The organism is Frigoribacterium sp. Leaf172 (assembly GCF_001424285.1).
Lineage (GTDB): Bacteria > Actinomycetota > Actinomycetes > Actinomycetales > Microbacteriaceae > Frigoribacterium.
This window is the reverse complement of the sequence record NZ_LMPB01000005.1, coordinates 25,464-50,180: the sequence shown is the minus strand read 5'-3', so window position 1 is coordinate 50,180 and position 24,717 is coordinate 25,464. Positions and strand designations below refer to the sequence as shown.

Below are 24,717 nucleotides of genomic sequence, written 5' to 3'. Positions count from 1 at the left end.
CGGCGTGAGCGGGCGCGGGCCGGTCCGCCGAGGAGGCGCGGGGCGACGCCCGCAGGCCGCCTCAGCTGTGGAGGGCGGGGACGATCAGGTAGATGCCGAAGAGGACGCCGACGGCGCAGAGGACGAAGCAGGCCCAGCCGGCTACCGTCCGGCCCGTCGTGCGGTCGTCGACGGTCAGCAGGCGGAGGCCGAGCGAGTAGAGCGAGACGAGCGCGGCGGCGGAGCACAGCGACACCAGCGCCACGACGAGGAAGGCGGACCAGTCGATCATGAGCGCACCTCGTCGTCGGGGGTGGAGCCGCCGCGGGTCGGGGCGGGGGCCGGCGGATCGTCCATCCGCACGAAGGGGGCCTCGACGCCGGCCGCCGGCGTGTCGACCCGGCCTCGGCGCTCGGCACGACGGGCGCGACGACGCGAGAGGACGGACGTCGCGGCGAGGTCGACCTCGATGGCCGCGCCCTGGTCGTGCGGACGACGGCGCGAGATCAGGAAGATGCCCCCGATGACCGCGACGCCGACGACCGCGTCGATCACGAGACCGACGACGCCGACCGAGGCGATGAGCGCTGCCAGGGCGCCGACCGCGGCCGAGGCCGGCAGGGTGATGAACCAGGCGACGACGATCTTGCCGGCCGTGCCCCACTGGATCTTCGAGCCGCGGCGCCCGAGCCCGGCGCCGATGATGGACCCGCTGGCGACCTGGGTCGTCGAGAGCGCGAAGCCGAGGTGGCTGGACGCGAGCACCGTGGCCGTCGTCGACGCCTCGGCCGAGAACCCCTGGGTGGGCTTGACCTCGGTCAGACCGCCGCCCATGGTCTGGATGATGCGCCAGCCGCCGGTGTAGGTGCCGAGCGCGATCGCGAAGGCGCACACGACCACGACCCAGAACGGCGGACCGGAGTCGGGGGTCAGGAGTCCGCCCGCGATGAGCGTGAGCGTGATGACGCCCATGGTCTTCTGCGCGTCGTTCGTGCCGTGGGCGAGCGCGACGAGCGACGACGTGAAGATCTGCCCGTACCGGAACCCCCCGCGCTCGCTCTTGTCGTCGCGGCGGCGGGTGATCGTGTAGGCCAGCCGCGTCGCGGTGTAGCCGACGACCCCGGCGATCAGCGGTGCGAGGAGGGCGGGCAGCACGACCTTCGACAGGACGACCCCGAAGTCGACCGAGCCGAGGCCCGCCCCGACCAGCGCGGCGCCGATCAGCCCCCCGAACAGCGCGTGCGACGAGCTGGACGGCAGACCGCGGAGCCACGTGAACATGTTCCACACGACGGCGCCGATGAGCCCGGCGAAGATCATCTCGGGGGTGATCAGCACGCCGCCGTCGCCCTCGCGGATGATGCCGCCGGAGACGGTCCTGGCCACCTCGGTGCTGAGGAACGCCCCCACGAGGTTCAGCACGGCGGCGACGGTGACGGCGACCTTGGGCTTCATCGCCCCGGTCGCGATCGGGGTCGCCATCGCGTTCGCGGTGTCGTGGAAGCCGTTGGTGAAGTCGAAGAAGAGGGCCACCGCGATGACCAGGACGACGATGAGCGTGATATCCACCGGCCTGAGTGTCACAGGTAGGTGAACGGCGGTCAACTCGGAGGGGGACGGCGGGTGTCCCGCCGGTGTCGCCCCGGGGTCGCCCCGCGTCAGACGTGGGGCACGAAGTCCTGCCAGGCGCGGCGGCGCTCGCCGCGCGGATCATGCTCGACGCGGTCCTTCGCATCGATGATGAGGGTCCGGCGGCGGAACGGGTCGTAGGTCGGCCAGCCCTCGACCGAGCCCGTCCGGACGAACTCGAGCCACCGGGCCCGGGTGCGGGCCGACGCCCGGACGAAGGCGCGCCTCCCGCCCAGCAGGCTGAGCGCCCAGCCGAAGGGGGTCCGCATCCGGTCGTAGATGCCCCAGAGCTCCAGCCCGTGGAAGGCGTCGATCCCGGCCACCCGCAGGATGCGCGTGGCCGCGTCGAACCGGTAGAACCGGACCGGCTGATGGACGGCGTGACGCTCGGCCACCTTGACGCTCGGGTACCAGAACGCGAAGTCGCCGCCGAAGTCGAGCGCGGCCGGTCGGGCGGGCAGGCCGGGGTAGTGCTTCTTGATCTCGCGTCGGGCCTTCTTCCTCGTCGCGGCGAAGATGGCCCGGATGCGCGGCTTCGTCGTCGCGAGGATGTCCCGGCGACCGGTGAACACGGAGCCCTCACGGTCGTTCGTCCCGATGATCAGCGGCACGGGGTGCGCGCGCCCGGCCTTGAACGCGTCGAGCGGCCGCTCGGGCAGGAACTCGCCGTCGATCACCGGGCTGAAGCAGATCGTCCCCGGATCCTCGTCGGGGATCCGGAGCTGCAGCCGGCTCGCGGCCCGGACGATGGCCGACGTGGGAGCCCGGACGAGCAGCTCCGCCGCGTCGTCGACCGAGGTCGATTCGAGGTCGTCGTCGTGCAGCGCGTGCGTCAGGATCTCGAGGAACTCCCCCGCCCACCGCTCGGTGACGTCGGGTGCGTAGATCGCGTTCGGCGGAGCGCTCTGGGCGATGGCCCCCGAGAACAGCCCCCGCGCCCGGGGCACGGTCATGAGCGTGGTGACGGCGTTGCCGCCGGAGCTCTCGCCCGACAGGGTCACCCGACCCGGATCGCCGCCGAACGACCTCACGCAGTCGCGCACCCACTCGAGCGCGGCGACCTGATCACGGAGCCCGAGGTTCGACTCGAGCGGGTGCTCGTCGGTGGCCCAGTGCGTGAAGTCGAGGTAGCCGAACGCCCCCAGCCGGTAGTTGAAGCTCACGTAGACCACACCGCCCTCGCGGACGAGCGTCTCGCCCTGACGCGGGTGCTCGCGAGACGATCCGACGCTGTACGCCCCGCCGTGCACGAAGACGAGCACGGGGAGGTCGTCGCCCGGCCCGCTGCCCTCGGGCGCGACGACGTTGATCGTCAGGCAGTCCTCGCTGAGCGGCGTCGTGGCGTCGACCCCCACGAACTGCACGCGATCCTGCGGGGCCGCCGGGCCGAACCGCGTCGCGTCGCGGACGCCCGACCAGCCGGCGGCGGGCTGCGGCGCTCGGAACCGGAGGGGACCCACCGGAGGCGCGGCGAAGGGGATCCCGCGCCACGCGACCACACCGCGCTCGCGCAGGCCGCGGACCCGCCCCTGCGGGATGGTTCGGACGAGGTCGTCGGCGGGTGCGCTCACCCGATGATGCTACGAGCGTCACGCCTGACGGTCCGCCGCGTTCACCCGACGTTCTCCTAGCGCCGCGCTGCGAAGATGGAGGCGACATCTTGCAGTCGCTGCACCCGGCGCGACTGCCCGACACGACGGGACGCCACACGCCGCATGGAACTCGCCGAGCTCCTCATCATCCTCACCGGGTCGCTGATCGTCACGGCCTTCGCCCGGTGGCGGGGTCTGCCGGCCCCGCTTCTGACGGTCGGCGTCGCCCTGCTGGTGTCGCTCATCCCCGGCGTCCCCGACATCGAGATCGACTCCGAGGTGATCCTCACCGTCGTGCTCCCGCCGCTGCTCTACTCGGCGGCCCTCGACGTGTCGCTGCTGAACTTCCGCGAGAGCCGCGCGCAGATCGCCCGTCTCGGCGTCGGCGCGGTGGTCGTGACCGCCTTCGCGGTCGGCGGCGTCGCGTACGTGATGATCCCCGACATGTCGCTTCCCGCCGCGCTGCTCGTCGGGGCCGTGGTCGCGCCTCCCGACGCCGTCTCCGCCGCCGCCATCGGCCGGAGGCTCGGCCTGCCCCGCAAGGTCATGACCGTGCTGTCGGGCGAGAGCCTCATCAACGATGCGGCGTCGCTCACGCTCGTCAAGGTGTTCCTCGCCATCGTCGGCGGTGCGAGCCTCACCCTGTGGGACGACCTCGGCATCTTCGGGCTCGCCATCGGCGTCGGCGTCGCCGTCGGGCTCGTGCTCGGCTTCGTCGCGCATCGGGTGCGCATGCGCATCGACGACCCCGTCATCGAGAACGTCATCGGCCTGCTCCTGCCGTTCGTCGCCTACATCACCGCCGAGGAGCTCAGCGGCTCGGGCGTGCTCGGCGTCGTCGCCGCCGGTCTCTACGTCGGCTTCAACTCGCCCCGCACCGGCTACGCCACGCGCCTCCAGGAGCGCCCCTTCTGGTCCGCCGCCGACGTCGTGCTCGAGGGGTTCGTCTTCGCCCTGATCGGACTGCAGCTGCAGGCTGTCGTGCTCGACGTGGCCGAGAGCGAGCGGGGCCTCGGACAGAGCCTCGGGGTCGCGCTGGCCGTGCTCGCCGTCGTCATCCTCGTCCGCCCGCTCTTCGTGTTCGGCAGCCACTACGCCGCCCGCGCCTCGCGCTACGTGTTCCTGTCGCCGCTGCTGCGACGGCTCCGGCGGGTGCCGACGCTCCGGCGCGTCCGGGCCACCCGGGGGCTCCGGGCCGTCCGCTACCGGCCACAGCCGCGCATGGACTGGCGTCAGCTGACCGTGATCTCGTGGACGGGCATGCGCGGGGTGGTCACGCTCGCCGCGGCGGTGTCGATCCCCGCCGTGACCGAGTCGAGCATCGCGGTCCCCGCGCGCGACACGATGTTCCTCATCGCGTTCATCGTGACGGTCGGCACGCTCCTGATCCAGGGGCTGACCCTGCCGGTCGTGATCCGGGCGCTCGGGGTCCGCGACGACACCCAGCGCGACCGGGACCTGGCCGCCGAGCTCGAGATCTTCGGCACCAGCACCGACGAGACCATGGCCTACGTCGAACGGCGCCGTCCCGTCTGGGAGGAGCGCTGGGGCGCGGAGCTCACCGACCGGGCCGTCCGGTCGACCACCTCCCGTCTGCTGCGTCAGAACGAGGCCCTGCAGCGCACCGCCGTCGACGACGCCGACGAGCGCGGCTCGGACGGACGGGACGCCGACGGCGAGCCCGGCGCCCGGGTCGCGAGCAGCCGCGAGGCCCCGCACGCGATCGGCGTCATCCGTCGCGAGCTGCTGGCCAAGCGGCGCGAGGTCGTGCTGCGCGAGCGCGACGCCGGCAACCTCGACGAGGAGGTCATGCGCCGGGTCCTGCTCGGGCTCGACGCCGAGGAGCTCGCCATGGACACCTCGGCGCTCGCCAGCAGGCGCTCGTGATCCGCGGGCGTACCGTGGGCGGGGCACGACGAAGCGAGAGGACGGCGGCGATGGACGCGACCGGGGCATCGATCACGGGCGGCTCGACCGGGGGCTCCGACGGCGATCCGACGTCCGACGGCGAGGTCGTGGCGGGTCATCCCGAACCCGGCCGCTTCCGTCGGTGGTACTCGACGCTGCACCCGTCGCTCCAGCTGATCGGGCTCCAGCTCTGGCTGCCGCTGTTCTTCATCGTCGGCTTCTGCCTCTGCTACATCGCCGCGTTCCACGCGCCGCACCCCCACGACGTGCCCGTCGCCGTCGTGGGGTCGTCCGCCCAGCTGCAGACGACCCTCGACGAGCGTCTGCCGGGCGTCATCGATCTGCGGGCCTACGACGACGCAGCCGAGGCCCGCGCGGCCGTCACGAGCGGGCGGGCGGCCGTGGCCTATGACCCCGGCGACGACCTGCTCTACACCGCGAGCGCCCACCAGTACCAGGTCGCGGCGCTCATCCCGGCGATGCTCACCCCCGTGATCGAGGCGTCCGGCGCCCCGGCGCCCGCCGTCACCGATCTGGCGCCGCTGCCTCCGTACGACGAGTACGGCACCGTCTCGCTGTACCTGATGCTCGCCTGGTGCATCGGCGGCTACATGGTCGCCATGTTCATCGGGCTGATGGGAGCCCCCCTGCGGCATCGCACCCGGACGACCGTGATCGTCGTGGGAGCGGCCGTGATCTCGCTGATCACCAATACGCTGGCCGGGCCCGTGGTCGGCGCGGTGCAGGGGCACTTCGTCGAGCTGGTGCTGCTCGGCTGGGGCTGGATCATCGCGATCGGCCTGACGGTCAACGGCATCAGCTACTTCGTGGGCCGCTTCGTCGCGCTGCCCGCGATGATCGTGTTCGTCTTCCTGTCGATGCCCGCCTCGGGAGGCGCGTATCCGGCCTGGTTCATGCCCCAGCCCTTCGCGTGGCTCAACAACGTCGTGGTGGGCAGCGGCATCACCGAGATGCTCAAGAGGGCGCTCTACGACGTGGGGCCGGGCTACGGCCGGGGTCTGACGATGATGCTCGTCTACGCCGGGGTGGGCGTCGTCCTGATGATCACCGGCAAGGCGTGGTGGGAGCGTCGGCGGGTCCGCCGGATCGTGACGGGTCGCACGACGATGTTCCTCGACGCGCAGAACGCGAACCGGGACTTCCTGGCCGCGGAGCGCGACGACGTCCTGCGGCGCCACGGACTCGCGTCGAGCGACACCGGCACGATCAGGACCGTCGCCGTCGACGAGCGCGGGGAGCTCGACGACGGCACGTCGGGCGATCCCCTGCTGGGCTCGCCGGGCGGCCTGGAGGACGACGCCCTCGACACCCGGCCGATCCCGACCCGCCCTCGCGGGTAGGCTGACCGGTCGTGAACCGCCGCTCCTCGCACCGCCTGCTCGTCGCGATCGTCATCGCCCTCCTCCTCGCGGCCGCCGGCCTCTACGCGCTCAGCATCGTGCTCGCCCCGGGCGGGCGCGACGTCGCCGGGCTGTTCGTGGGCTACGCCTGGACGGCGCTCGCACTGGCAGTCGTCGCGGGGGTCGTCGACTTCTTCGTGCGGTCGAGCGGATCGCGGCGCGACGGGCGCTGACGCGGTTCAGCGGACCGGCGGCCGCGCGTCGAGCGCCCGGTCGGCGACGACGCTGGCGAGATCCTCGCCGAAGGTGAACTCGTGCGACACGCGCGCCCCGGCCAGCACGCCGGGCAGCCAGGCACGGGCGTCGCTCCACATCTCGTCGAGAGGGAGATCGTCCACGTCGAACCAGACGGGGGCGAGCTCGTCGCTCTCGGCCGGCTCGCCCGTCCACCGCGTCGTGACGAAGACCGCCGAGCTCTGGCTCCACGACTCCCGATGCGGGAACAGGTACATCAGGTCGCCGCGATGCTCGAGGTCGTCGGGCGCGACCGTCACCCCGGCCTCCTCCTCGATCTCGCGGACGACCGCGGCGAGCGCGGACTCCCCCGCTTCGAGCTTGCCGCCCAGCCCGACGTAGCGCCCCGTCCCGAGACCCCGCTTCTTGCGGCCGAGCAGGACCTCCGACCGGCCGTCGGTCTCTCTCAGCAGGTACGCGACGCAGACTCGGTAGACCATGCGCCGAGGGTAGCGGCCGGGGCGTCGTGGAGGCGCTCGCGCGTAGGCTCGTCGGCATGTCCGAGACACCCCCAGCGCCTCAGGGAGGCGTCCCGGGCTTCCGCGGCGCCGGACGGAGCCTCGAGGTGCTCCGGGCCGAGGCGCACGACGAGCTCTCGGCCCTCATCGAGCTGCGGTGCCGCAACGGGGAGGACCCGTGGGACGTCATCCCCGGGCTCCCGACGGTCGACGAGCAGGTCGTCATCTCGATCCGGGCCGCGGCCCGGGGCGTCGACGGCGTGCCCGTGGCCGGCGGCCTCGGCACGCCGGACGAGCTGCGCTTCCTCCGGACCGTCGCTCTCTGGCATCCCGAGCTCTCGAGGGCCGTCTGGTCGCTCATGGGGCGGATCGACGCGGCGTCGCGCTGACCCTCAGCTGACGGTGGTCGTCCGTAGTCTGGCGGCATGTTCTGGAGCGACGTGTTCACGGTCACGCTCGGCGCCTTCCTCGGCGCCGGGGCGGCCTTCGCGACCAATCTGCTCGTGCGTCGTCTCGAGTCCCGTCGGGCCGAGGCCTCGGCCCTGAACGAGCTCGTGACCGAGATCCACTTCCGGCGCGTGCTGCACCGGATCGATCCCACGTCGAGCCCCGACGCCGCCGCGAGCGACCCCGACTACGGGGCGGCGAGGCGCTCGGTGTCCGGGCTGCGGGGCGTCATCCGGACGGCGCGGCGGGGGACGACGCCGCGGTCGCCCGCACTGCCCGTCCTCAACGAGATGACGCTCGCCTGCAACGCGTTCCTCGACGACAGCGAGACCGAGCCCGACGCCTACCGTCTGCACCTCATGCAGCTGCACGCCCGCCTGAACGCGGGGGTGCGGCGGCTCGCCAGCGATCGCCGGGCCATCGCCGACCTCGAGCCCGGCGAGGCGCACCTCGGCCCGACCGTCGCCGGGCTCCGACCGCCGGCCGCCCTGACGGGAGCGGCCCCCGCAGCGTCCGCCGCGCGTAGCCTCGCGGGCATGACGACACCCGACGACGCCACCCGCCTGCCCGACGACGACATGGACGGCCTGGTCACGCTGCCCGGCGTCCGCGCCGGCGCCGGCCCCGAGAAGGCCGGCACGCCCGAGCAGGCCGCCGACGAACGCCGCGAGGCGGAGGCCCCCGACCCCGCCGACGCGCACGCGGCATCCGACGAGTACCCCGCCGTCCCGCCGCGCGAACGGGGTGTCACCGACGACCGGAGGTCGTCTCAGTAGGCTGACGGGATGGCCTCCGTCCCCGCACCACGCGCTCCGAAGAAACCCGTCACCCGCAGCCACCACGGTCACGACTTCGTCGACGACTACGAGTGGCTCCGAGCGAAGGAGGACCCCGAGGTCGTGGCGCATCTCGAGGCCGAGAACGCCCACACGGCCGCGGAGACCGAGCACCTCGCCGATCTGCGTCAGACCGTCTTCGACGAGATCAAGAGCCGCGTGCAGGAGACCGATCTCGGGGTGCCCGTCCGCGAAGGCGACTGGTGGTACTACTCGCGCACCGCCGAGGGCGCCCAGTACGGCATCCACTGCCGTGCCCCGATCTCGGGCTCCGACGACTGGACCCCTCCCACGATCGACGCCGCGCGGGCCGCCGAGGGCGAGCAGGTCCTGCTCGACGGCAATGTCGAGGCGGACGGCCACGACTTCTTCTCCCTCGGCAGCTTCGACGTCTCACCCGACGGCCGCCTCCTCGCCTACGCCGTCGACACGGAGGGCGACGAGCGGTACACGCTCCGTGTGCGAGACCTCGCCACCGGCGAGGACCTCGCCGACGAGGTCGCCGGCACCGCTCCCGGGGCCGTCTTCGACGCCACCGGCCGCTACGTCTTCTACCCCACCGTCGACGAGTCCTGGCGACCCGACACGATCTGGCGTCACGAGGTCGGTCAGGCGGGTGACGACGTCGTCGTGTTCACGGAGACGGACGACCGCTACTGGATCGGCGTGGGTCTCACCCGCAGCCGCCAGTACCTCGTCGTCGACATCGGCTCGAAGATCACCAGCGAGACCTGGCTGCTCGACTCGAGCGACCCCACCGGCGAGTTCCGGGTCGTCTGGCCCCGCCGCGAGGGCGTCGAGTACGAGGTCGAGCACGCGATCGTCGCGGGCAGCGACCGACTGCTCGTGGTGCACAACGACGGCGCCGATAACTTCGAGCTGGTCGACGTGCCGGCCGACGACCCCACCTCGAGGACGGACCGACGGGTGATCGTCGAGCACCGCGCCTCCGTCCGTCTCGAGTCCGTCGACGCGTTCGCCGGTCACCTCGTGGTCGAGTACCGCCGCGACGCGCTCCCCCGCTTCGCCGTCATGCCCCTCGGCCCCGACGGGTACGGCGACGTGACCGAGGTCGAGTTCGACGAGCCGCTCTTCGCCGCCGGCGCCGGCGGCAACCCCGAGTTCGCCCAGCCGACGGTCCGCTTCGGCTACTCGTCGTTCGTGACGCCGTCGACCGTGTACGACCTCGACGTCCGCACGGGCGAGCGCCGTCTGCTCAAACGGCAGAACGTGCTCGGCGGATACGATCCCGAGCACTACGAGCAGGCTCGGGACTGGGCGACGGCGGCCGACGGCACGCGCGTCCCCGTCTCGCTCGTCTGGCGTCGTGACGCAGCCCCCGCGTCGGGCCCCGCGCCCGTGCACCTCTACGGCTACGGATCGTACGAGCACAGCATCGACCCCGGCTTCAGCGTCGCCCGGCTCTCGCTGCTCGACCGCGGCGTCGTGTTCGCCGTGGCGCACGTGCGGGGCGGCGGCGAGATGGGCCGCGCCTGGTACGAGGACGGCAAGACCCTGACCAAGAAGAACACGTTCACGGACTTCGTCGCGGTCGCCGATCATCTGATCGCCGAAGGGCGCACCAGCCCCGAGCTGCTCGTCGCCGAGGGCGGGAGCGCCGGCGGACTCCTGATGGGCGCCGTGGCCAACCTGGCGCCCGACCGCTTCGCCGGCATCGTGGCGGCTGTGCCCTTCGTCGACGCCCTGACGAGCATCCTCGACCCCGACCTGCCGCTGACGGTCATCGAGTGGGACGAGTGGGGGGACCCCCTGCACGACGCCGAGGTCTACGAGTACATGCGCGGTTACAGTCCCTACGAGAACGTGCGCGACGGGGTCTCGTACCCGCGCATCCTCGCCGTCACCTCGCTCAACGACACGCGGGTGCTCTACGTGGAGCCCGCGAAGTGGGTCGCCCGGCTCCGCGACGTCGGTGCGCCGGTGCTGTTGAAGACCGAGATGTCGGCCGGGCACGGCGGCGTCAGCGGACGCTACGAGTCGTGGCGCGAGCGGGCCTTCGAGATCGCCTGGATCCTCGACGTGCTCGGCCGCGCCTGAGCGACGGTGCGGACCGGATCGACCGTCGACCGCGTCGACCGCGTCGGCCGCGTCGGCCGCGTCGGCCGCGTCGAGCGCATCGGGCGCATCGGGCGGGTCGTCGAGCCGCGACGCCGCTGACGCATCAGCCCTCGGCGCCGAGACCTCTGGCCAGCTTCGACCGCGATGTCGACGGGACGGCCCCGGCGGCTCGGACGACCTCCTCGACGGCGTCGAGGAGACCCTCTCCGGACGGGCCGTCGACCCCCGGCGCGAGCTCGACCTCCCACTCGCGCCACCGGCGCTCGACGTCCGACCCGAGCCGGGTCGCGACGACGTCGTCGTCGGCGATCTCGGCCAGGGACGAGCCGTCGCCCCCGACGAGCGCGCGCACCGTTCGGGTCGTCTCGAGCCTCAGCACCGGCCCGAGGCTCCGATCGCCGACGACGTCGGAGACGAGTCCGAGCAGCTCGTCCGGCACCGGCTCGTCGGCCGCGCCGAGGGGCCGGTGCACCTCGCGGCGACCCGTCGAACCGGCCTCCGGCGGGAGCTTGAGGTGCCAACCCGCGTCGCCGCCGCCCTCGCGCCTCCTCAGGGTCGTCCGCGCGGCGACGAGCGCGTGGTCGTCGGTGTCCCAGTAGGTCGCCGCGAGCTCGACGACGACGGGGCTCTCGACGTGCGCGACGACGAGCCCGCCGCCGGCGACTCCGACGGGGTCGGGCACGGCCGCCGTCCCGTCGACGTCGTACTTGCGCTCGATCTCGGTCTGCTCGCTGCGGCTCATGACTCCAGTTGTAGCCGGTCCTCCCCGTCGTCCGGTGACGAGGTCGTCCCGGGCGGGTCGCATCGCCCGGGCGTAGGGTCGTCGCATGAGCGACGTGGCACCGAGTCTGGCCGGCTGGATGGCGCGACAGCGCTGGTATGCGACGAAGGGGCGGACCCCCGCGTTGCGGGTCATCGGGTCGTTCGAGTCCGACCTCGGCGATGCGCTGGCGCTCACCCTCCTCGTCATCGACGAGGCCGCAGACACCCCGGTGCTGTACCAGGTGCCCCTCGTGGCCCGTGACGCACCGCTCCCCGGCGGCGACAGGGCCTTCATCGGGTCCGCCGACGGCCGCTACCTGTACGACGGGCCGCACGACCCGGCCTACGCGGCCGAGCTCCTGCGCGTCATGACCGACGAGTCCCGCGTCGAGGGGCCCGACGTGGTCGTCGAGGGGAGCCGCATCGTCGACCCCGGTCGGGTGCGCCGCTCGCGCGTGCTCTCGGGCGAGCAGTCGAACACGTCGATCATCTACGACGTCGAGGGCGGGCCCGTCGAGCACGTCATCGCGAAGGTCTTCCGCGTGCTGCACCACGGCGACAACCCCGACGTGACGACCCAGGCCTCGCTGACGCGCGGAGGGTCGACCCATGTCCCGTCGTCGTTCGGGTCGTTGCGCGCGACCTGGACCGACCCGGGGCGCGACGGGGGCACGGCGACCGGTCACCTCGCGTTCTCGCAGGAGTTCCTGCCCGGGCTCGACGACGCCTGGCGCGTCGCCCTGGCCGCGGCCGCAGCCGGCACCGACTTCACCGCGGAGGCCCGTGACCTCGGCGTCGCCGTCGCCGAGATGCACGCGACGCTCGCCGCCGAGCTCGGCACGGTCGCGGCCGGGCCGGACGAGGTCGGCGGCGCTCTCGTCAGCATGCGTCGTCGGATCACGACCGCCGCCCGAGAGGTCCCCGAGATCGCCGAGCACGAGGCGGCGATCAGCGCCGTCTACGACGCGGCCGAGCACCTCGCCTGGCCCGAGCTGCAGCGGATCCACGGCGACCTGCACCTCGGTCAGGCGCTGCTCTCGCCGGAGCGCGGCTGGATGCTCATCGACTTCGAGGGCGAGCCCCTCCGGCCGATGCCCGAGCGCTCGCGCCCCGACCTGCCCCTTCGCGACATCGCGGGCATGCTGCGGTCGTTCGACTACGTGGCCGGCTCCCTGGCCCACGAATCGACCCCGATCGACGCGAGCGGCTGGGCGCACGACGCCCGCCGGGCGTTCGTCGACGGGTACATCGCGTCGTCCGGCGTCGACGTCCGTGCCGAGCGCGCCCTGCTCGACGCGTTCGAGATCGACAAGGCCGTCTACGAGGCCGTCTACGAGAGCCGCAACCGACCCGACTGGATCGGCATCCCGCTCGCGGCCGTCGCACGGCTCGCGGCACGGAGCACCCCCGCCGCCGGCTGACGCGGGCGGTGCGTCGCGGCTTCGGACGCGCCTCCTGGGCCGCGCCTCCCGGGCGGTCTCGAAGCCGAGCCGAGGAGGCGCGGTGCGGGTGCGATCGACCCCCGCCGCGCCTCCTCGACGGCGACTACGGCCGGGGGACGTTCCGCAGGTTCGAGCGCGCCATCGCCACGGCCTCGCCGGCGCCGCCGTTCATGACGATCTTGGACATCGCGAGGGAGAAGCCCTTGACCTGGGCCCCCGTGATCATGGGCGGCAGCGAGAGCGCCTTCGGATCGGTGGCGATGTCGACGAGGGCCGGGCCGTCGTGCTCGAAGGCCGCCTCGAGGGCGGTCCTCAGGTCGCGGGGGTCCTCGACGTGGACGGCGTGGATGCCGATGGCCCGCGCAACGGCGGCGTAGTCCGTGTACGGCACGTCGACGCCGAAGTCGGGCAGCCCGTCGACGAGCATCTCGAGCTTGACGAGCCCCAGGGTGCTGTTGTTGAAGACCACGATCTTGACCGGCAGCTCGTACATCTTCGCCGTGACGAGCTCGCCCAGGAGCATCGACAGACCGCCGTCGCCCGAGATCGACACGACCTGCCGCCCCGGGAACGCCAGCTGCGCGCCGAGGGCGTGCGGCAGCGCGTTCGCCATCGACCCGTGCAGGTACGACCCGAAGATCCGCCGCTCGGCCGTCGGCGTCACGTAGCGCGCGGCCCAGACGTTGCCCATGCCGGTGTCGGCCGTGAAGACGGCGTCGTCGGCGGCGATCTCGTCGACCAGCGAGGCCGCGTACTCGGGGTGGATGGGCCGCAGCTTCTCGACGTTCTTCGTGTAGGCGCCCACGGCACCCGTCATGAGCTTCCGGTGCTTCTTCAGGGTGCGGTCGAGGAACCTCCGGCTGCGCTTCCGTCGCACGAGCGGCGTCAGGGCCCGCAGCGTCGCCGCGACCGATCCGTGGACGGGCACGTGCACGTCGGCGCGGCGACCGATCACCGCGGCGTTCACATCCACCTGCGCGATCGTCACCTTCTCGCCGTCGGGCAGGAACTGCGGATACGGGAAGTCCGTGCCGAGCAGCACGAGCAGATCGGCGTCGTGGATTCCCGCGTGCGCGGCCCCGTAGCCCAGCAGCCCGGTCATGCCGACGTCGAACGGGTTGTCGTACTGGATGACGTCCTTGCCGCGGAGACTGTGCCCGATGGGAGCGCCGATGAGATCGGCCAGCGCGATGATCTCGTCGTGCGACCCGCGGCCGCCCTCGCCGACGAAGAGCGCGACGGTGCCGGCGGCGTCGATGGCGGCGGCCAGGGCCTCGACGTCGGCGGCGGCGGGGACGAGCTCCGCCGCCCCGACGGTCACCGGGGTCGGCACGCGCCCGGCGGCGTCGAGCTCGGCGATGTCGCCGGGGAGCGTGATGACGCTCACCCCCTCGCCCGCGAGCGTGTGACGGATGGCCGAGGCGACGACCGACGGGGACTGCGCCGCGGTGGAGATCATCTCGCTGTAGCCCGAGCACTCGACGAAGAGGCGGTCGGGGTGGGTCTCCTGGAAGTACCCCGACCCGATCATCTCGCTCGGGATGTGACTGGCGATGGCGAGGACCTTCGCGCGGCTGCGGTGCGCGTCGTAGAGCCCGTTGATCAGGTGCAGGTTGCCTGGGCCGCACGACCCTGCGCAGACGGCGAGCTCACCGCTCATCTGGGCGTCGCCCGAGGCCATGAACGCGGCGGCCTCCTCGTTGCGCACGTGGATCCAGTCGATGCCGCCCGCCGACGACCCTCCCGTCCGACGCACGGCGTCGACGATCGGGTTGAGGCTGTCGCCCACGATGCCGTAGATGCGACGGACCCCCGCCGCGACGAGCTGGGCGATGATCTGATCGGCGACCGTGTCGGCCATGGTGATCCTCTCGTTCGGGTGCCGGGTGCGCCTCCCAGCCAACTCCCCCCTCGCTCACCGCCGACCGGGCCTAGCCTGGGGTCATGAGTGACACCGCCACCGCCTATGTCCCCGCCGCCGGCTCCATCACGATGTTCAGCACGTCGTGGTGCGGGTACTGCGCACGCCTGAAGCAGCAGCTCGGCAAGCAGGGGATCGCCTACACCGAGGTGAACATCGAGGAGGTGCCCGGCACCGCCGAGATCGTCCAGAGCGTCAACGACGGCAACCAGACCGTGCCGACGATCATCTACCCCGACGGCTCGACCGCGACCAACCCGTCGCTCGCCGACGTGCAGGCCAAGCTCGGCCTCTAGCCCGACGGCCCGGACGCCGCGACGGCCGCCCTGCAGGGATGCGGGGCGGCCGTTCCGTGCGTCCGGGCCGAGGCCCGGGTCCGGTATCAGGCCTCGGCGGCGGGTGCGAAGAACTCGATCTGGTTGCCGTCCGGGTCCTTGACCATCAGGGCGTGACCGAAGTCGGCGTCCTGCAGATCGGAGTCGATGCCCGCCTCGGTCGCCTGGGTCTGCCACGCCACGACGCCTTCGCGGTCGGCGACGGCGAACCCGATGTGGTCGAGACCGGGCTTCGTCGGATCGGACACGTCGGCCGAGCCGTGCGTGTAGGCCGTCACACCGAGGATCTGCCCACCGCCGACGGGGAACAGGCGACGGTCGAGACCCTCGAGCTGGATGCGGCCGACCGGCGCCGTGCCGAGCAGCCGCTCGTAGAACGCGAGGCTCGCGTCGAGGTCGGACACGGTGATGGCGACGTGGGCGTAGCCCTGGATCTCGGGCATGGGGTGCTCCTCGGGGTCGGATGACGGATCGACCACCACAGAACGCGCCCTCGCTGGGAGGCGCCCCTCCCCCGCGCTCTGCGGCCAGGGCGTCGGAGGGCCGGCCGACCCGTCGACGGGTCGGCCGGCGAGCGGTCAGCCCCCGAGGGCCTCGGTGAGCAGGGCGACGAGCGCATCGAGCTGCACGTCCGTCGATGCCGCGATCTCGCTGTCGTCGCCGTCGAGGGCGCGGGCCGCGAGCCCGGCCTTGCTGTCGATCAGCTCGGCGATCTTCGTGTCGATGGTCTGGGCGGCGATGACGCGCCACGCGGTGACCGGCTCCTCCTGTCCGATGCGGTGCACGCGGTCGATGGCCTGCGTCTGCTCGGCGTCCGTCCACGAGAGCTCGGCGAGCACGACGTTCGATGCGACCTGCAGGTTGAGGCCGACGCCGGCGGCCGTCAGCGAGCAGACCACGACGGCGACCTCGGGGTCGTTCACGAACGCGTCGATCTGACGCTGGCGCACGGCGGGCGTCTGATCACCGCGGATCGACGCGTACTTGAGGCCGCGCTTGGCGAAGGTCGCCTCGGCGGTGTCCATCACGTCGATGTGCTTCGCGAAGAACACGACCTTGCCGACGTTGCGGGCCAGCTGAGCGGTGTAGTCGGCCGCGAGGCCGGCCTTCGCCTGGCCGATGCGACGGACCATACTGAACACGTTCTCGCCGGACGACGCCGAGCGGCTGTCCTCCAGCTCCCACTTGGCGACCTGGCGCACCAGATCGTGGTCGACCCCGTCGACGCGGACGCCGGAGGTGCGGGTCGCCAGAGCGGACCGGTAGCGCTCGACGAGACGGCGGGCCAGTTCGCGCTCGGCCTCGCGGATCGAGCGACCCACCTCGTCGTCGAGCTCGACCGGCAGGTCCGCCACGCGCCGGGCGGGGATGTCGGCGGCGACGTCGACCTTCCGGCGCCGGACGATGCCCATGTCGATGACGATCTCGCGGGCCGACGAGAAGAAGCCGGGGTCGGCCGGGGTCAGCCCCGCGTCCTCGAGCTGCTCGAGCAGCTCGGCGTTCGGCTTCTTCTCGCCGATCCAGCCGAGGAACTCCCAGATGGCCCTGAAGTCCTCGATGTCGTTGATCAGCGGGGTGCCGGTCAGCGCCATGAGCAGCGGGTGCGCGGTCCGCTGACGGATGCGCTGCGACAGCTGCATGACATGCCGTGAACGCTGCGACTCCTTGTTCTTGATGAAGTGCGCCTCGTCGACGATCATGCCCTTGAACCCGAGCTCGCCGAGCCAGCCGACGTGCCGGTCGAGCACCTCGTAGTTGACGATCACGACGTCGGCGAAGGCGTCGAGGTTCTCGCCGTCGCCGTGGATGACGGTCGCGCTGCGGGTCGGGGTCCAGAGCTGGACCTCGCGGGCCCAGTTGGTCTTGACGACGTTCGGCACGACGACGAGCAGCGGGTAGGCGTCGGCGGCCTGGGCCGCCAGGAGGGACTGGGCCGTCTTGCCGAGACCCGGCTCGTCGGCGAGCAGGTACGTGCGGTGACCCTGACGGGCCGACTCGACGAGCTGCGCCTGGTGGTGCATGAGCGTCGCGCCGGCCGGCGCGTCGACGGTGGTCGGCTCGGGCAGCGGCATGCAGGCGGGCCCGCCGCCGGCGCCGTACTCGAACGACTTGAAGAGGGGGCCGAAGAGCTCCCAGTTCGCCAGGCGCACGGGGTGCACCTCGCGGGCGACCTCGGCGAGCGAGAAGTCCGGCGGCAGGAACGGGTTCGCGAGCTGCCGCGACACGACCGACTGCGGGACGACCTGACGCTCGGAGGCCACCGGGGCCGGGGCCTTCTCGGTGACGATGACGAGCTCCTCGGGCGCGAGCTCGAGACCGGCCGACATCTGCAGGTCGCGCTTGAGCGCCTTGGCGGTCTCGGACACGACGGCGTCCTCCGCGAGCAGCGCGATGAGCGATGTGTCGCGGGCGGCCGTCTTCGCGAGGATCTGCGCCACGCCGTCGAGGCGCTTCATCTGCTCGGCCCGCTCGGAGTCCGAGATGGTCTTGTCGACCTTGACGCGGGCGCGCTCCTCGCGCATCAGCAGGGCGATGACCTGGAACTTGGTGCGGGACGAGGGCTTCACCTGCCCCCGCTGAGCCGCCGCCTCGACCTCGCGCACGGCGCGGGCCAGCACGGGGATCAGCCCGTCGTTGTCGACCTCGCGTCGACGGTGCGAGCGTGCGGCGGTACGGGTGCCGCCCGATTGACGTTGGCCTGGTCGAGCCAAGGCTCCTCCTCGTGGTCGACGTGGACGTCGACGGTGCATGCGCCGCCGTGACGGCGACGGTGCGAGCCGGTCGCGCCCGATGCGCGCGGCCGTGCCCGCGGGTGGGGCTGGACGGGGTGCAGCTGTGGTGTCCGCGGAGAGACGGGCCACCCCGCCCCGGCGGGACCGACGGGCACGAGCGGACCGGACGAGAGCGGTGTCTCGTGGCGGGCCGGGTCGGTCGACGACGCGGGCGTTGATGCTGGGGTCAGTTTACGCGCACGGGAGGGACCGACGCCACCCGCGCCTCCTCGTGTGTCGCGGATGCCGGCCCACCAGGGCCGCAGCGGGTCAGACCGACTCGGGGCGGTCGACGGGGTCGGCAGGGTCGACGCGGTCGGCAGCCGACGACCGCAGGGCGCCCGTCGCGGCGCCGATCAGCTGGACGGCCTTCCGGCGCCCGGTCTCGGTGCTGAGCGTCGCCTGCCCGCCCGCGTGGGCGAGCAGCTGCGACGCGACGGCCGGGGCGAGACGCTCGGCCCACTCGGGCGCGCGCTCGGTCCAGACGCCGGTGACCTCGTCGGCGAGGCGCTCGCAGGCACGGGCCTGGGCCTCGTCGCCGTTGCCGCGGTGCCACTGGCCGGTCACGACGAGGTGGGCGATCAGCGCCGCGGCGTCGCGGGCCGGATGCCCGACGCCCGCCGTGTCGATGTCGAGCACGCCGGTGACCCGCCAGGGCTCCGCCGGGTCGACGAAGAGCTGCTCGAGATGCAGGTCGCCGTGGATGACCGCAAGGGGGTCGCCGACCCAGCTCGCCCGACGGCGCTCGATCTCGGCGTAGAGGGCGTCGATCTCGGCCGCGTTCGACGGCAGCTGCCCGAGCAGCGTCGCCCGGTGCCAGTCGCCGTGATCGAGGGCGTCGGACTGGGCCTGCGAGACGACGGGCACCGTGGCCGTCCGCCGGCCGATCTCGACGAGCTGATCGATGAACCGCGGGTCGTCGGCGAGGGCGAGCACGTGCCGCCCCGCCGGCTCGCCGGCCACCCGTTCGAGCACGAGCAGCCCGTCGGCGCGCGACGCCAGCACGGCCGGGACCGGGACGCCCCGGCCGCGGAACGCGGCGTGGAGCTCGACGATGGGCGCCACCCGGTCGGGTCGGATCACCTTGAGGAACAGCGTCGCCTCCGCCGAATCCAGACGGATCACCGCGCGCTTGCCCGGCCGGTACGCCGCCACGGTGAGGGTCGGCGAGGTCACGACGATGCCGAGCGCGGCGAGCGACTCGACGACGCGGTCGGGGAACGTCACCCCGGCGAGCGCCGGCAGGAGGGGGTCGGCCGGGTAGGCCCAGACCGCGAGGGGCCGACCGGTGGCGGGGTCGGTCGTGAGGACCGACGACCCGTCGACCGCGCGGGCGTCCGTGTCGATGAAGGTCAGGACGGTGGCGGTGGTGCCGTGCGCGTCGACCGTGTCGACCTCGTAGCCGTAGAGGAATCCGGCACCCGAGGGCTCGACGGAGTGCGGTCGGAACGACACGACGGTCACGCCGGAGTTCGCGAACGCTGCAGGGAGGATCTCCGCCGAATCAGGCCACACCCCACCAGTGAACCAGCCGGCGCGCGAGCCGCCGTGCGCACGGCGGCGGGGAGACCGAATCGTGATCGTCGGTCCGGGCCGGTCGTTAGTCTGAGCGGGTGAGACCGTCGCGCGTGAGACCCCTCCCTCCGCGTCCCCCGCGTCTGCCGGGCGGAGCCGTCGTCTCGCGCATCCGGCAGTCGAAGCGGACGCCGCTGCTGCAGGTCGTCAAGACCTCGGTGGCGGTGATCGCCGCCTGGTTCGCCTCGATCGCGCTGCTGCAGCAGCCGCTGCCGATCTTCGCCGCGATCGCGGCGCTGCTCGTGGTGCTGCCGAGCGTCAACCAGTCGTTCGTCCGCGGGCTCGAACGGAGCGTCGGCGTCATGGCCGGCGTGCTCATCGCCTACGCCGCCGGCGTGCTGTTCGGCGACTCGACGTGGATCGTGCTCGTCATCGTCGTCGTCAGCCTGCTGGTGGCCTGGGCTTTCCGGCTGACGCCGAGCTCGGCGAACCAGGTGCCCATCTCCGCCATGCTGGTGCTCGCCATCGGCGCCCAGACCCCCGACTACGCCCTCGACCGGGTGCTCGAGACGATCATCGGGGCGGCGATCGCACTGGCGGTCAACGCCCTGATCGTCCCGCCCGTGCTGCTCGCGCCCGCCCATCTGGCCGTCGGGCGGCTCGCCCGCGACATCGCCGCCGTGCTCGACGAGACCGCCGCCGTGCTCGCCGAGCCGGTCGACGCGGACCGTCTCGCGGCGGGTCTCGAGAACGCGAGGGCCCTGCGCGCTACCCAGGCCCGCGCCTCCTCGGCCGTGACCGCCGGCGTCGAGAGCCTCCAGCTCAATCCGCGCGCGAGTCGCAACCGGTCGGTGCTCGAGGCCGACGGGGATCTGCTCGACCGGCTGACGGTGCTCGTCAACCGCGTGGTGGGCATGGTCCGCTCCGTGCACGACAACTACGACCCCGCCCTGGCCGACGACCCGGTCGTGCAGAGCATCGCCGAAGACCTCCGTCGCGCGGCTCACGACGTGAGACTGCTCGCCAGGACCACCGAGGAGGCGCGGCCCGGCACCGGGGGCCGGCCCGCCTCGTCGGCGTCGTCGCCCGAGGACTCCCCCGCGCTCACGGCGCCCGTGCAGGTCATGCTGCCCGATCCCGACAACTGGGTGCTCGTGGGGTCGCTGCTGGAGGATCTCCGCCGGGTGCGCGAGGAGATCATCGGCTGACGGCCTTCAGCCCCGTTCGACCTCGGCGATGATCATCGCCATGCAGCGCGGATGGCCGAGGGGACGGAAGTGCCCGTCGACGGGGAAGGTGCGGTTGACGGCCCCCGGCAGCACGCTGCCCTCGGTGACGTGGGCGTCGAAGCGCGACGCCATCGACGTGACCCGGGAGTTGGCCTCGAGCTGCTCGGCCAGCAGGAGCAGATCCGCATCTCGCGGCGAGAACGCCCGGAGCGCCGGGTTCGGCAGCACCCGCGACCATCGGGTGCCGGAGAACGGGCTGTTGACCGTCACCATGCGCGCGATGCGGCCCTCGACGTCGGTCGACACCATCATCGTCTTCCCGATCAGGCCGCCCTTGCTGTGCCCGAGCACGATCACGTCGCGGAGGTCGTGCGCGTCGAGCACGGCCTGGGCCAGCTCGGCGGTCGCCTTGATCGGTCGACGGTTGTGGCGGAGACCCGGCACCACGACGACGGGGTGGCCGAGGGCGCTGAGACGATCGGCCAGGGGCCGGAGGAACCGCCACGTCTCGTACACGCCCGGCAGCAGGAGCACGGGCGCCCGGGCGCCCTCGCGGTAGACCCGGGGAACCGATCGTCGCGAGGGCGGATCGAGGTGGACCCGCCAGACGAAGACGTAGTCGAGCACCAGGCACCGGACGAAGCGCGCCAGGCCGACCCGCCGCCGCCCGGGTCGATCGCGGGAGGGGGCGTTCGTCATGACCTCAGGCTAGGCCGAGGGGCTCGCTCTCGGACCAGGCCGCGGCCTCGACGGCCTCGAGGGACATCGCCAGGGCGGCGTCCCACTTGCTGCAGATGCTCGCCCACGGGGGCGGGAACTCCGCTGCGTCGTGCAGCAGCTGACGGGCGAACTCGCCATGGCCCGCGCGGGAGGCGGCGCTGGCGGCGTCGGGCAGCGAGCCCACGATGCTCCGGACGACGAGGACCCGGTGGCTCCACTCCATCTGCTCGATGTCGTCGAACGCGCCCCAGGCGCTCTCGATCTCGCGTCGGAGCCGGACGATCTCCGTCGCCTCGGCCGACGTCGCCGTCGTCCTCGTGATCATGCGCCCCCCTCAGGACCTGCCCACCCCGCCATCGGGGTGGCGCCGCCGACCGATGCCGACGGGTATCGACTCGGTCGACACCCAGAAGATATCACCCGGGCGAGCGGGAGGGAACCGGTTCCCTCCCCGGCCGTCCCCCGAATGCTGAGAGCACTCACGGCGGAGGGTCTACCGTCCAGATCGCACCGCACCGGTGCACAGACTCGGCAACGAACCCACGACGAACGGGAGACATCATGTTCCAGGGATCCGACACACTCCGCACCAACATGCAGAAGGTCCTCGTCGACCTCATCGAGCTGCACCTCCAGGGCAAGCAGGCCCACTGGAACCTCCTCGGCTCGAACTTCCGCGACCTGCACCTGCAGCTCGACGAGATCGTCGACGCCGCCCGCGAGTTCTCCGACGAGGTGGCCGAGCGCATGCGCGCCGTGTACCTCATCCCCGACGGCCGCTCGTCGGTCGTCACGGCGAACACCAGCCTCGTGCAGTTCCCCGAAGGGCCGGTCGAGACGACGGCCGTGGTCGACCTGATCGTCGACCGCATGTACGCCGTCACCGAGACGATGCGCGCCGTGCACGACGAGGTCGACGACGAGGACCCGACGACGGCCGACGTGCTGCACGGGATCCTCGAGCGCCTCGAGCAGCTCGCCTGGATGACGGGCGCCGAGAACCGCCACCCCGCGAAGGACGCCGGTTCGGCCGACACCCGCGAGCGCGACGAGTCGGCCGCGGCCGAGGGCCTCGATCGCGTCGGCGCCGTCGCCAACTAGCTCCACCACCCCATGACGGCACCGTCCCGGAGCGCGCGACCCGCGCCTCCGGGGCGGTGCCGTCCGTCGTCGAGAGGACCGACAGCATCATGAGCACGAGCTACGACCACGTCATCGTCGGCGGGGGCATGACCGCCGACGCCGCCGCCAAGGCGATCCACGAGACGACCCCCGACGCGACGATCCTGATCATCAGCGCCGACGTCGACGCCCCCTACACCCGTCCGGCCCTGTCGAAGAAGCTCTGGATCGACCCCGACTACACCGAGAGCGACAATGACCTCGGCACGGTCGCGGAGTCGGGCGCCGACCTGAGGCTGCGCACCCTCGTCGAGTCCATCGACCGCGACGCGCGGACGGTCACCACGAGCGACGGCGACACCGTCGGCTACGGGCGGCTGCTCCTCGCCACGGGCGGCAGCCCCACGGCCCTCGACCTGCCCGACGACGACCGCGTGCTGTACTTCCGCACGGCGGCCGACTACCGGCGGCTGCGCGAGTTGGCCGGGTCCGGGCGGCACGTCGCCGTCGTGGGCGGCAGCTACATCGGGACCGAGATCGCGGCCGCGCTCGCCCAGAACGACACCCGCGTGACCCTGGTGTTCCCCGACGACGTGCTCGGCGCCTCCCTGCTGCCGGCGCCGATCGCCTCCGTGCTCGACAGGACCTTCGAGGAGGCGCGGGTCGAGCTGGCCCGGGGACGCCGCGTCGAGAGCGGCACGGCCGACGACTCGGGCCTGCATCTCGTGCTCGACGACGGGTCGGCCCTCGACGCGGACGCCGTGGTGGTCGGGCTGGGCATCTCGCCCGACGACGGACTCGCCTCCGACGCGGGTCTCGACGTCGACGACGGGATCGTCGTCGACGAGACGCTCCGCACCTCCGACCCGCTCGTGTTCGCCGCGGGCGACGTCGCGAGCTACCCCGACGCCATCCTCGGGCGGCGACGGGTCGAGCACGTCGACAACGCGAAGTGGCAGGGCGCCGCGGTCGGCCGGATCATGGCGGGCTCCGACGAGGTCTACGACCACACGCCGTACTACTACTCAAAGGTCTTCGACATCTCGTACGAGGCGGTCGGCACGCTCGACACGTCGCTCGAGACGGTGCTCGACGACAAGGGCGAGGGGCGCGCCGTGGCCTACTACCTCGGCGACGAGGGTGTCGAGGGCGTGCTGCTCTGGAACGTCGAGGGCGCCCGCGACGCGGCCCGCGAGGTCGTCCGCGACTGCACGCCCGGCGACGTCGAGCTGGCGGGCCGCATCTGACGGACCCCGCTCCGGAGGCGGACGGCCCGGTCGACGCGGGTTGTCGGCCCGCCGGGCGGGCGGGCCGCTCCGCCGGACCGGCCCCCCGCTCGGGCGGGCGGACGGCCCGCTCAGCCGAACAGGGAGCTCTCGCGACCCCGGCGGTCCAGCTCGACGGTGAAGAGGCCGCCGCTCAGCGGAGCACGGGCCAGCTCGTCGTCGCTCATGTTCTCGCGCGCCGAACCGACGAGCAGCGTCGACATGTCGGGGCCGCCGATCGCGATGCCGGTCAGCTGCGGCGCCGGGAACTCGATGCGGTCGATGAGATCGCCGTCCTGGTCGAGGTGGACCACGACGCCCTCGCCGTAGATCGCCCCCCAGAACTCGCCCCGCTCGTCGCGCACGAGACCGTCGTGCATGCCGCCGCTGGTGAACGGCACGACCTCGGCCAGGTCGCCCTCGGGGCCCCACTGAGCCTGGAAGATCGTCTTCACCCCGGTGTCCGTGAACCACATGGTGCGGCCGTCGTCGTTCCATTCGAGCCCGTTGAAGGTCGTGAACCCGCCCCGGAGGCGCGTCACGACCTCGTCGGGGCCGACCCGGTACATCAGGCCGTCCGGGGCCTCGTCGGTGACGTCCATCGCTCCGACGACGAAGGCGCCGAACGGGTCGCATTTGCCCTCGTTGAAGCGGATGCCGTCGTGTCGGTGGGGCAGGTGCGCGATCTCGCGGAGCCCGCCCCCCTCGTCGTCGGTCGAGACGATCCGGTCGCCGAGGGCCATGATGAGGCCTCCCCCGCGACGACGCTGGAAGCTCGCGAGCGGCGCGGGCAGCTGCGCGGCGCGGTCGTTCCGACCGTCGACGCTCGTCCGGTGCAGCACGCCCGGCGTGATGTCGCACCAGATCCACTCCTGGGCGTCGACGTCCCAGACGGGGCTCTCGACGAGCACCGCCTTCGCGTCGAGGAGGAGGCGGGGCTCGGTCAGTGTTCCGGTGGGCAGCGGCATCGGTCCGGTCTACCAGTCGGGTGCGGTGCGCCGCACGGTCGCCCCTCCACAGGGGTACGGCCTCGCAGCATCATCACAGAACCC

The 24,717-nt window shown here is 72.5% G+C and carries 23 protein-coding genes; 11 read left to right on the top strand and 12 right to left on the bottom strand.

Features of this window, described 5'->3' with window-relative positions; genetic code table 11:
* Window positions 1-61: 61 nt before the first annotated feature.
* The 3 genes from ASF89_RS13945 to ASF89_RS13935 form a co-directional block, all read right to left on the bottom strand.
* Window positions 62-271 (bottom strand): hypothetical protein, encoded by a 210-nt coding sequence (locus ASF89_RS13945; RefSeq protein ID WP_055815951.1) that lies wholly within the window; start codon window positions 269-271, stop codon window positions 62-64.
* Window positions 268-1,548: an inorganic phosphate transporter gene (locus ASF89_RS13940; RefSeq protein WP_082474978.1), complete on the bottom strand. Its 1,281-nt coding sequence runs from the start codon at window positions 1,546-1,548 to the stop codon at window positions 268-270. Before ASF89_RS13940 ends, ASF89_RS13945 begins: the two co-directional genes overlap by 4 nt.
* Window positions 1,549-1,637: 89 nt before the next feature.
* On the bottom strand, window positions 1,638-3,179 hold the full coding sequence (locus ASF89_RS13935; RefSeq protein WP_055815946.1) for a carboxylesterase/lipase family protein: 1,542 nt from the start codon (window positions 3,177-3,179) through the stop codon (window positions 1,638-1,640).
* Window positions 3,180-3,323: 144 nt separating this feature from the next.
* Between ASF89_RS13935 and ASF89_RS13930 the strand changes: the two genes are divergently transcribed.
* The 3 genes from ASF89_RS13930 to ASF89_RS13920 are packed head-to-tail and all read left to right on the top strand — an operon-like array spanning window position 3,324 to window position 6,702.
* Window positions 3,324-5,087, top strand: a complete 1,764-nt coding sequence (locus tag ASF89_RS13930) for a sodium:proton antiporter (RefSeq protein WP_055815943.1) — start codon at window positions 3,324-3,326, stop codon at window positions 5,085-5,087.
* Between the two features lie 50 nt (window positions 5,088-5,137).
* Window positions 5,138-6,469 (top strand): ABC transporter permease, encoded by a 1,332-nt coding sequence (locus ASF89_RS13925; protein ID WP_055815940.1) that lies wholly within the window; start codon window positions 5,138-5,140, stop codon window positions 6,467-6,469.
* A gap of 11 nt (window positions 6,470-6,480) precedes the next feature.
* Complete coding sequence (locus ASF89_RS13920; RefSeq protein ID WP_055794821.1) at window positions 6,481-6,702, top strand: hypothetical protein; 222 nt, start codon at window positions 6,481-6,483, stop codon at window positions 6,700-6,702.
* 6 nt (window positions 6,703-6,708) lie between these two features.
* Here the strand turns inward: ASF89_RS13920 and ASF89_RS13915 are convergent, their stop codons facing one another.
* A complete protein-coding gene (locus ASF89_RS13915) occupies window positions 6,709-7,203 on the bottom strand; it encodes an 8-oxo-dGTP diphosphatase (protein ID WP_055815937.1) in 495 nt (164 codons plus the stop codon).
* A 56-nt stretch (window positions 7,204-7,259) separates the two neighbouring features.
* On the opposite strand from ASF89_RS13915, the gene ASF89_RS13910 reads away from it, so the two are divergent.
* The 3 genes from ASF89_RS13910 to ASF89_RS13900 are packed head-to-tail and all read left to right on the top strand — an operon-like array spanning window position 7,260 to window position 10,562.
* Window positions 7,260-7,610: a hypothetical protein gene (locus ASF89_RS13910; RefSeq protein WP_055794816.1), complete on the top strand. Its 351-nt coding sequence runs from the start codon at window positions 7,260-7,262 to the stop codon at window positions 7,608-7,610.
* A gap of 36 nt (window positions 7,611-7,646) precedes the next feature.
* Complete coding sequence (locus ASF89_RS13905) at window positions 7,647-8,444, top strand: hypothetical protein (protein ID WP_055794814.1); 798 nt, start codon at window positions 7,647-7,649, stop codon at window positions 8,442-8,444.
* 9 nt (window positions 8,445-8,453) lie between these two features.
* Window positions 8,454-10,562 carry a S9 family peptidase gene (locus ASF89_RS13900; protein WP_055815933.1) on the top strand — a complete coding sequence of 703 codons (2,109 nt, stop codon included), beginning with the start codon at window positions 8,454-8,456 and terminating at the stop codon, window positions 10,560-10,562.
* Between the two features lie 124 nt (window positions 10,563-10,686).
* Here ASF89_RS13900 and ASF89_RS13895 read toward each other — a convergent pair whose 3' ends face one another.
* Window positions 10,687-11,325: a CYTH domain-containing protein gene (locus ASF89_RS13895; protein ID WP_055815930.1), complete on the bottom strand. Its 639-nt coding sequence runs from the start codon at window positions 11,323-11,325 to the stop codon at window positions 10,687-10,689.
* Between the two features lie 85 nt (window positions 11,326-11,410).
* Here ASF89_RS13895 and ASF89_RS13890 point away from each other — a divergent pair, with 85 nt between their 5' ends.
* Window positions 11,411-12,766: a hypothetical protein gene (locus ASF89_RS13890; RefSeq protein ID WP_055815927.1), complete on the top strand. Its 1,356-nt coding sequence runs from the start codon at window positions 11,411-11,413 to the stop codon at window positions 12,764-12,766.
* A gap of 124 nt (window positions 12,767-12,890) precedes the next feature.
* On the opposite strand, the gene ASF89_RS13885 is transcribed toward ASF89_RS13890, so the two are convergent.
* The gene (locus tag ASF89_RS13885; protein WP_055794807.1) at window positions 12,891-14,648 is read right to left on the bottom strand and encodes a pyruvate dehydrogenase; all 1,758 of its coding nucleotides are present in this window, start codon (window positions 14,646-14,648) and stop codon (window positions 12,891-12,893) included.
* An 83-nt stretch (window positions 14,649-14,731) separates the two neighbouring features.
* Here ASF89_RS13885 and ASF89_RS13880 point away from each other — a divergent pair, with 83 nt between their 5' ends.
* Window positions 14,732-15,004, top strand: coding sequence for a mycoredoxin (locus tag ASF89_RS13880; RefSeq protein ID WP_055794805.1), 273 nt, complete (start codon window positions 14,732-14,734; stop codon window positions 15,002-15,004).
* 86 nt (window positions 15,005-15,090) lie between these two features.
* Here the strand turns inward: ASF89_RS13880 and ASF89_RS13875 are convergent, their stop codons facing one another.
* The 3 genes from ASF89_RS13875 to ASF89_RS13865 all read right to left on the bottom strand — a co-directional run bounded on the left by ASF89_RS13875 (window position 15,091) and on the right by ASF89_RS13865 (window position 19,329).
* Window positions 15,091-15,486, bottom strand: coding sequence for a VOC family protein (locus tag ASF89_RS13875; protein WP_055794804.1), 396 nt, complete (start codon window positions 15,484-15,486; stop codon window positions 15,091-15,093).
* 135 nt (window positions 15,487-15,621) lie between these two features.
* Window positions 15,622-17,754, bottom strand: coding sequence for a DEAD/DEAH box helicase (locus ASF89_RS13870; protein ID WP_055794802.1), 2,133 nt, complete (start codon window positions 17,752-17,754; stop codon window positions 15,622-15,624).
* A gap of 330 nt (window positions 17,755-18,084) precedes the next feature.
* Window positions 18,085-19,329: a phosphotransferase enzyme family protein gene (locus ASF89_RS13865; RefSeq protein ID WP_156463433.1), complete on the bottom strand. Its 1,245-nt coding sequence runs from the start codon at window positions 19,327-19,329 to the stop codon at window positions 18,085-18,087.
* Window positions 19,330-19,442: 113 nt separating this feature from the next.
* Between ASF89_RS13865 and ASF89_RS13860 the strand changes: the two genes are divergently transcribed.
* On the top strand, window positions 19,443-20,537 hold the full coding sequence (locus tag ASF89_RS13860) for an aromatic acid exporter family protein (protein WP_055815921.1): 1,095 nt from the start codon (window positions 19,443-19,445) through the stop codon (window positions 20,535-20,537).
* Between the two features lie 6 nt (window positions 20,538-20,543).
* Here ASF89_RS13860 and ASF89_RS13855 read toward each other — a convergent pair whose 3' ends face one another.
* Together ASF89_RS13855 and ASF89_RS13850 are read right to left on the bottom strand one after the other, a co-directional pair.
* Entirely contained in the window at window positions 20,544-21,257 is a 714-nt protein-coding gene (locus ASF89_RS13855) for a triacylglycerol lipase (RefSeq protein ID WP_055815918.1), read from the bottom strand.
* 4 nt (window positions 21,258-21,261) lie between these two features.
* Window positions 21,262-21,603, bottom strand: coding sequence for a hypothetical protein (locus ASF89_RS13850; RefSeq protein WP_055794794.1), 342 nt, complete (start codon window positions 21,601-21,603; stop codon window positions 21,262-21,264).
* A 236-nt stretch (window positions 21,604-21,839) separates the two neighbouring features.
* On the opposite strand from ASF89_RS13850, the gene ASF89_RS13845 reads away from it, so the two are divergent.
* Together ASF89_RS13845 and ASF89_RS13840 are read left to right on the top strand one after the other, a co-directional pair.
* Window positions 21,840-22,379, top strand: a complete 540-nt coding sequence (locus ASF89_RS13845) for a Dps family protein (protein ID WP_055794792.1) — start codon at window positions 21,840-21,842, stop codon at window positions 22,377-22,379.
* An 89-nt stretch (window positions 22,380-22,468) separates the two neighbouring features.
* Complete coding sequence (locus ASF89_RS13840; protein ID WP_055816066.1) at window positions 22,469-23,647, top strand: NAD(P)/FAD-dependent oxidoreductase; 1,179 nt, start codon at window positions 22,469-22,471, stop codon at window positions 23,645-23,647.
* 110 nt (window positions 23,648-23,757) lie between these two features.
* On the opposite strand, the gene ASF89_RS13835 is transcribed toward ASF89_RS13840, so the two are convergent.
* Window positions 23,758-24,633, bottom strand: a complete 876-nt coding sequence (locus tag ASF89_RS13835; protein WP_055794790.1) for an SMP-30/gluconolactonase/LRE family protein — start codon at window positions 24,631-24,633, stop codon at window positions 23,758-23,760.
* Window positions 24,634-24,717 lie beyond the last annotated feature (84 nt).

Bases quoted from the DNA above. Each gene is read 5' to 3' on its own strand.
- ASF89_RS13945 (WP_055815951.1), bottom strand. From the start codon at position 271: ATGATCGACTGGTCCGCCTTCCTCGTCGTGGCGCTGGTGTCGCTGTGC.
- ASF89_RS13930 (WP_055815943.1), top strand. From the start codon at position 3,324: ATGGAACTCGCCGAGCTCCTCATCATCCTCACCGGGTCGCTGATCGTC.
- ASF89_RS13925 (WP_055815940.1), top strand. From the start codon at position 5,138: ATGGACGCGACCGGGGCATCGATCACGGGCGGCTCGACCGGGGGCTCC.
- ASF89_RS13915 (WP_055815937.1), bottom strand. From the start codon at position 7,203: ATGGTCTACCGAGTCTGCGTCGCGTACCTGCTGAGAGAGACCGACGGC.
- ASF89_RS13910 (WP_055794816.1), top strand. From the start codon at position 7,260: ATGTCCGAGACACCCCCAGCGCCTCAGGGAGGCGTCCCGGGCTTCCGC.
- ASF89_RS13905 (WP_055794814.1), top strand. From the start codon at position 7,647: ATGTTCTGGAGCGACGTGTTCACGGTCACGCTCGGCGCCTTCCTCGGC.
- ASF89_RS13900 (WP_055815933.1), top strand. From the start codon at position 8,454: ATGGCCTCCGTCCCCGCACCACGCGCTCCGAAGAAACCCGTCACCCGC.
- ASF89_RS13895 (WP_055815930.1), bottom strand. From the start codon at position 11,325: ATGAGCCGCAGCGAGCAGACCGAGATCGAGCGCAAGTACGACGTCGAC.
- ASF89_RS13890 (WP_055815927.1), top strand. From the start codon at position 11,411: ATGAGCGACGTGGCACCGAGTCTGGCCGGCTGGATGGCGCGACAGCGC.
- ASF89_RS13885 (WP_055794807.1), bottom strand. From the start codon at position 14,648: ATGGCCGACACGGTCGCCGATCAGATCATCGCCCAGCTCGTCGCGGCG.
- ASF89_RS13880 (WP_055794805.1), top strand. From the start codon at position 14,732: ATGAGTGACACCGCCACCGCCTATGTCCCCGCCGCCGGCTCCATCACG.
- ASF89_RS13875 (WP_055794804.1), bottom strand. From the start codon at position 15,486: ATGCCCGAGATCCAGGGCTACGCCCACGTCGCCATCACCGTGTCCGAC.
- ASF89_RS13855 (WP_055815918.1), bottom strand. From the start codon at position 21,257: ATGACGAACGCCCCCTCCCGCGATCGACCCGGGCGGCGGCGGGTCGGC.
- ASF89_RS13850 (WP_055794794.1), bottom strand. From the start codon at position 21,603: ATGATCACGAGGACGACGGCGACGTCGGCCGAGGCGACGGAGATCGTC.
- ASF89_RS13845 (WP_055794792.1), top strand. From the start codon at position 21,840: ATGTTCCAGGGATCCGACACACTCCGCACCAACATGCAGAAGGTCCTC.
- ASF89_RS13840 (WP_055816066.1), top strand. From the start codon at position 22,469: ATGAGCACGAGCTACGACCACGTCATCGTCGGCGGGGGCATGACCGCC.
- ASF89_RS13835 (WP_055794790.1), bottom strand. From the start codon at position 24,633: ATGCCGCTGCCCACCGGAACACTGACCGAGCCCCGCCTCCTCCTCGAC.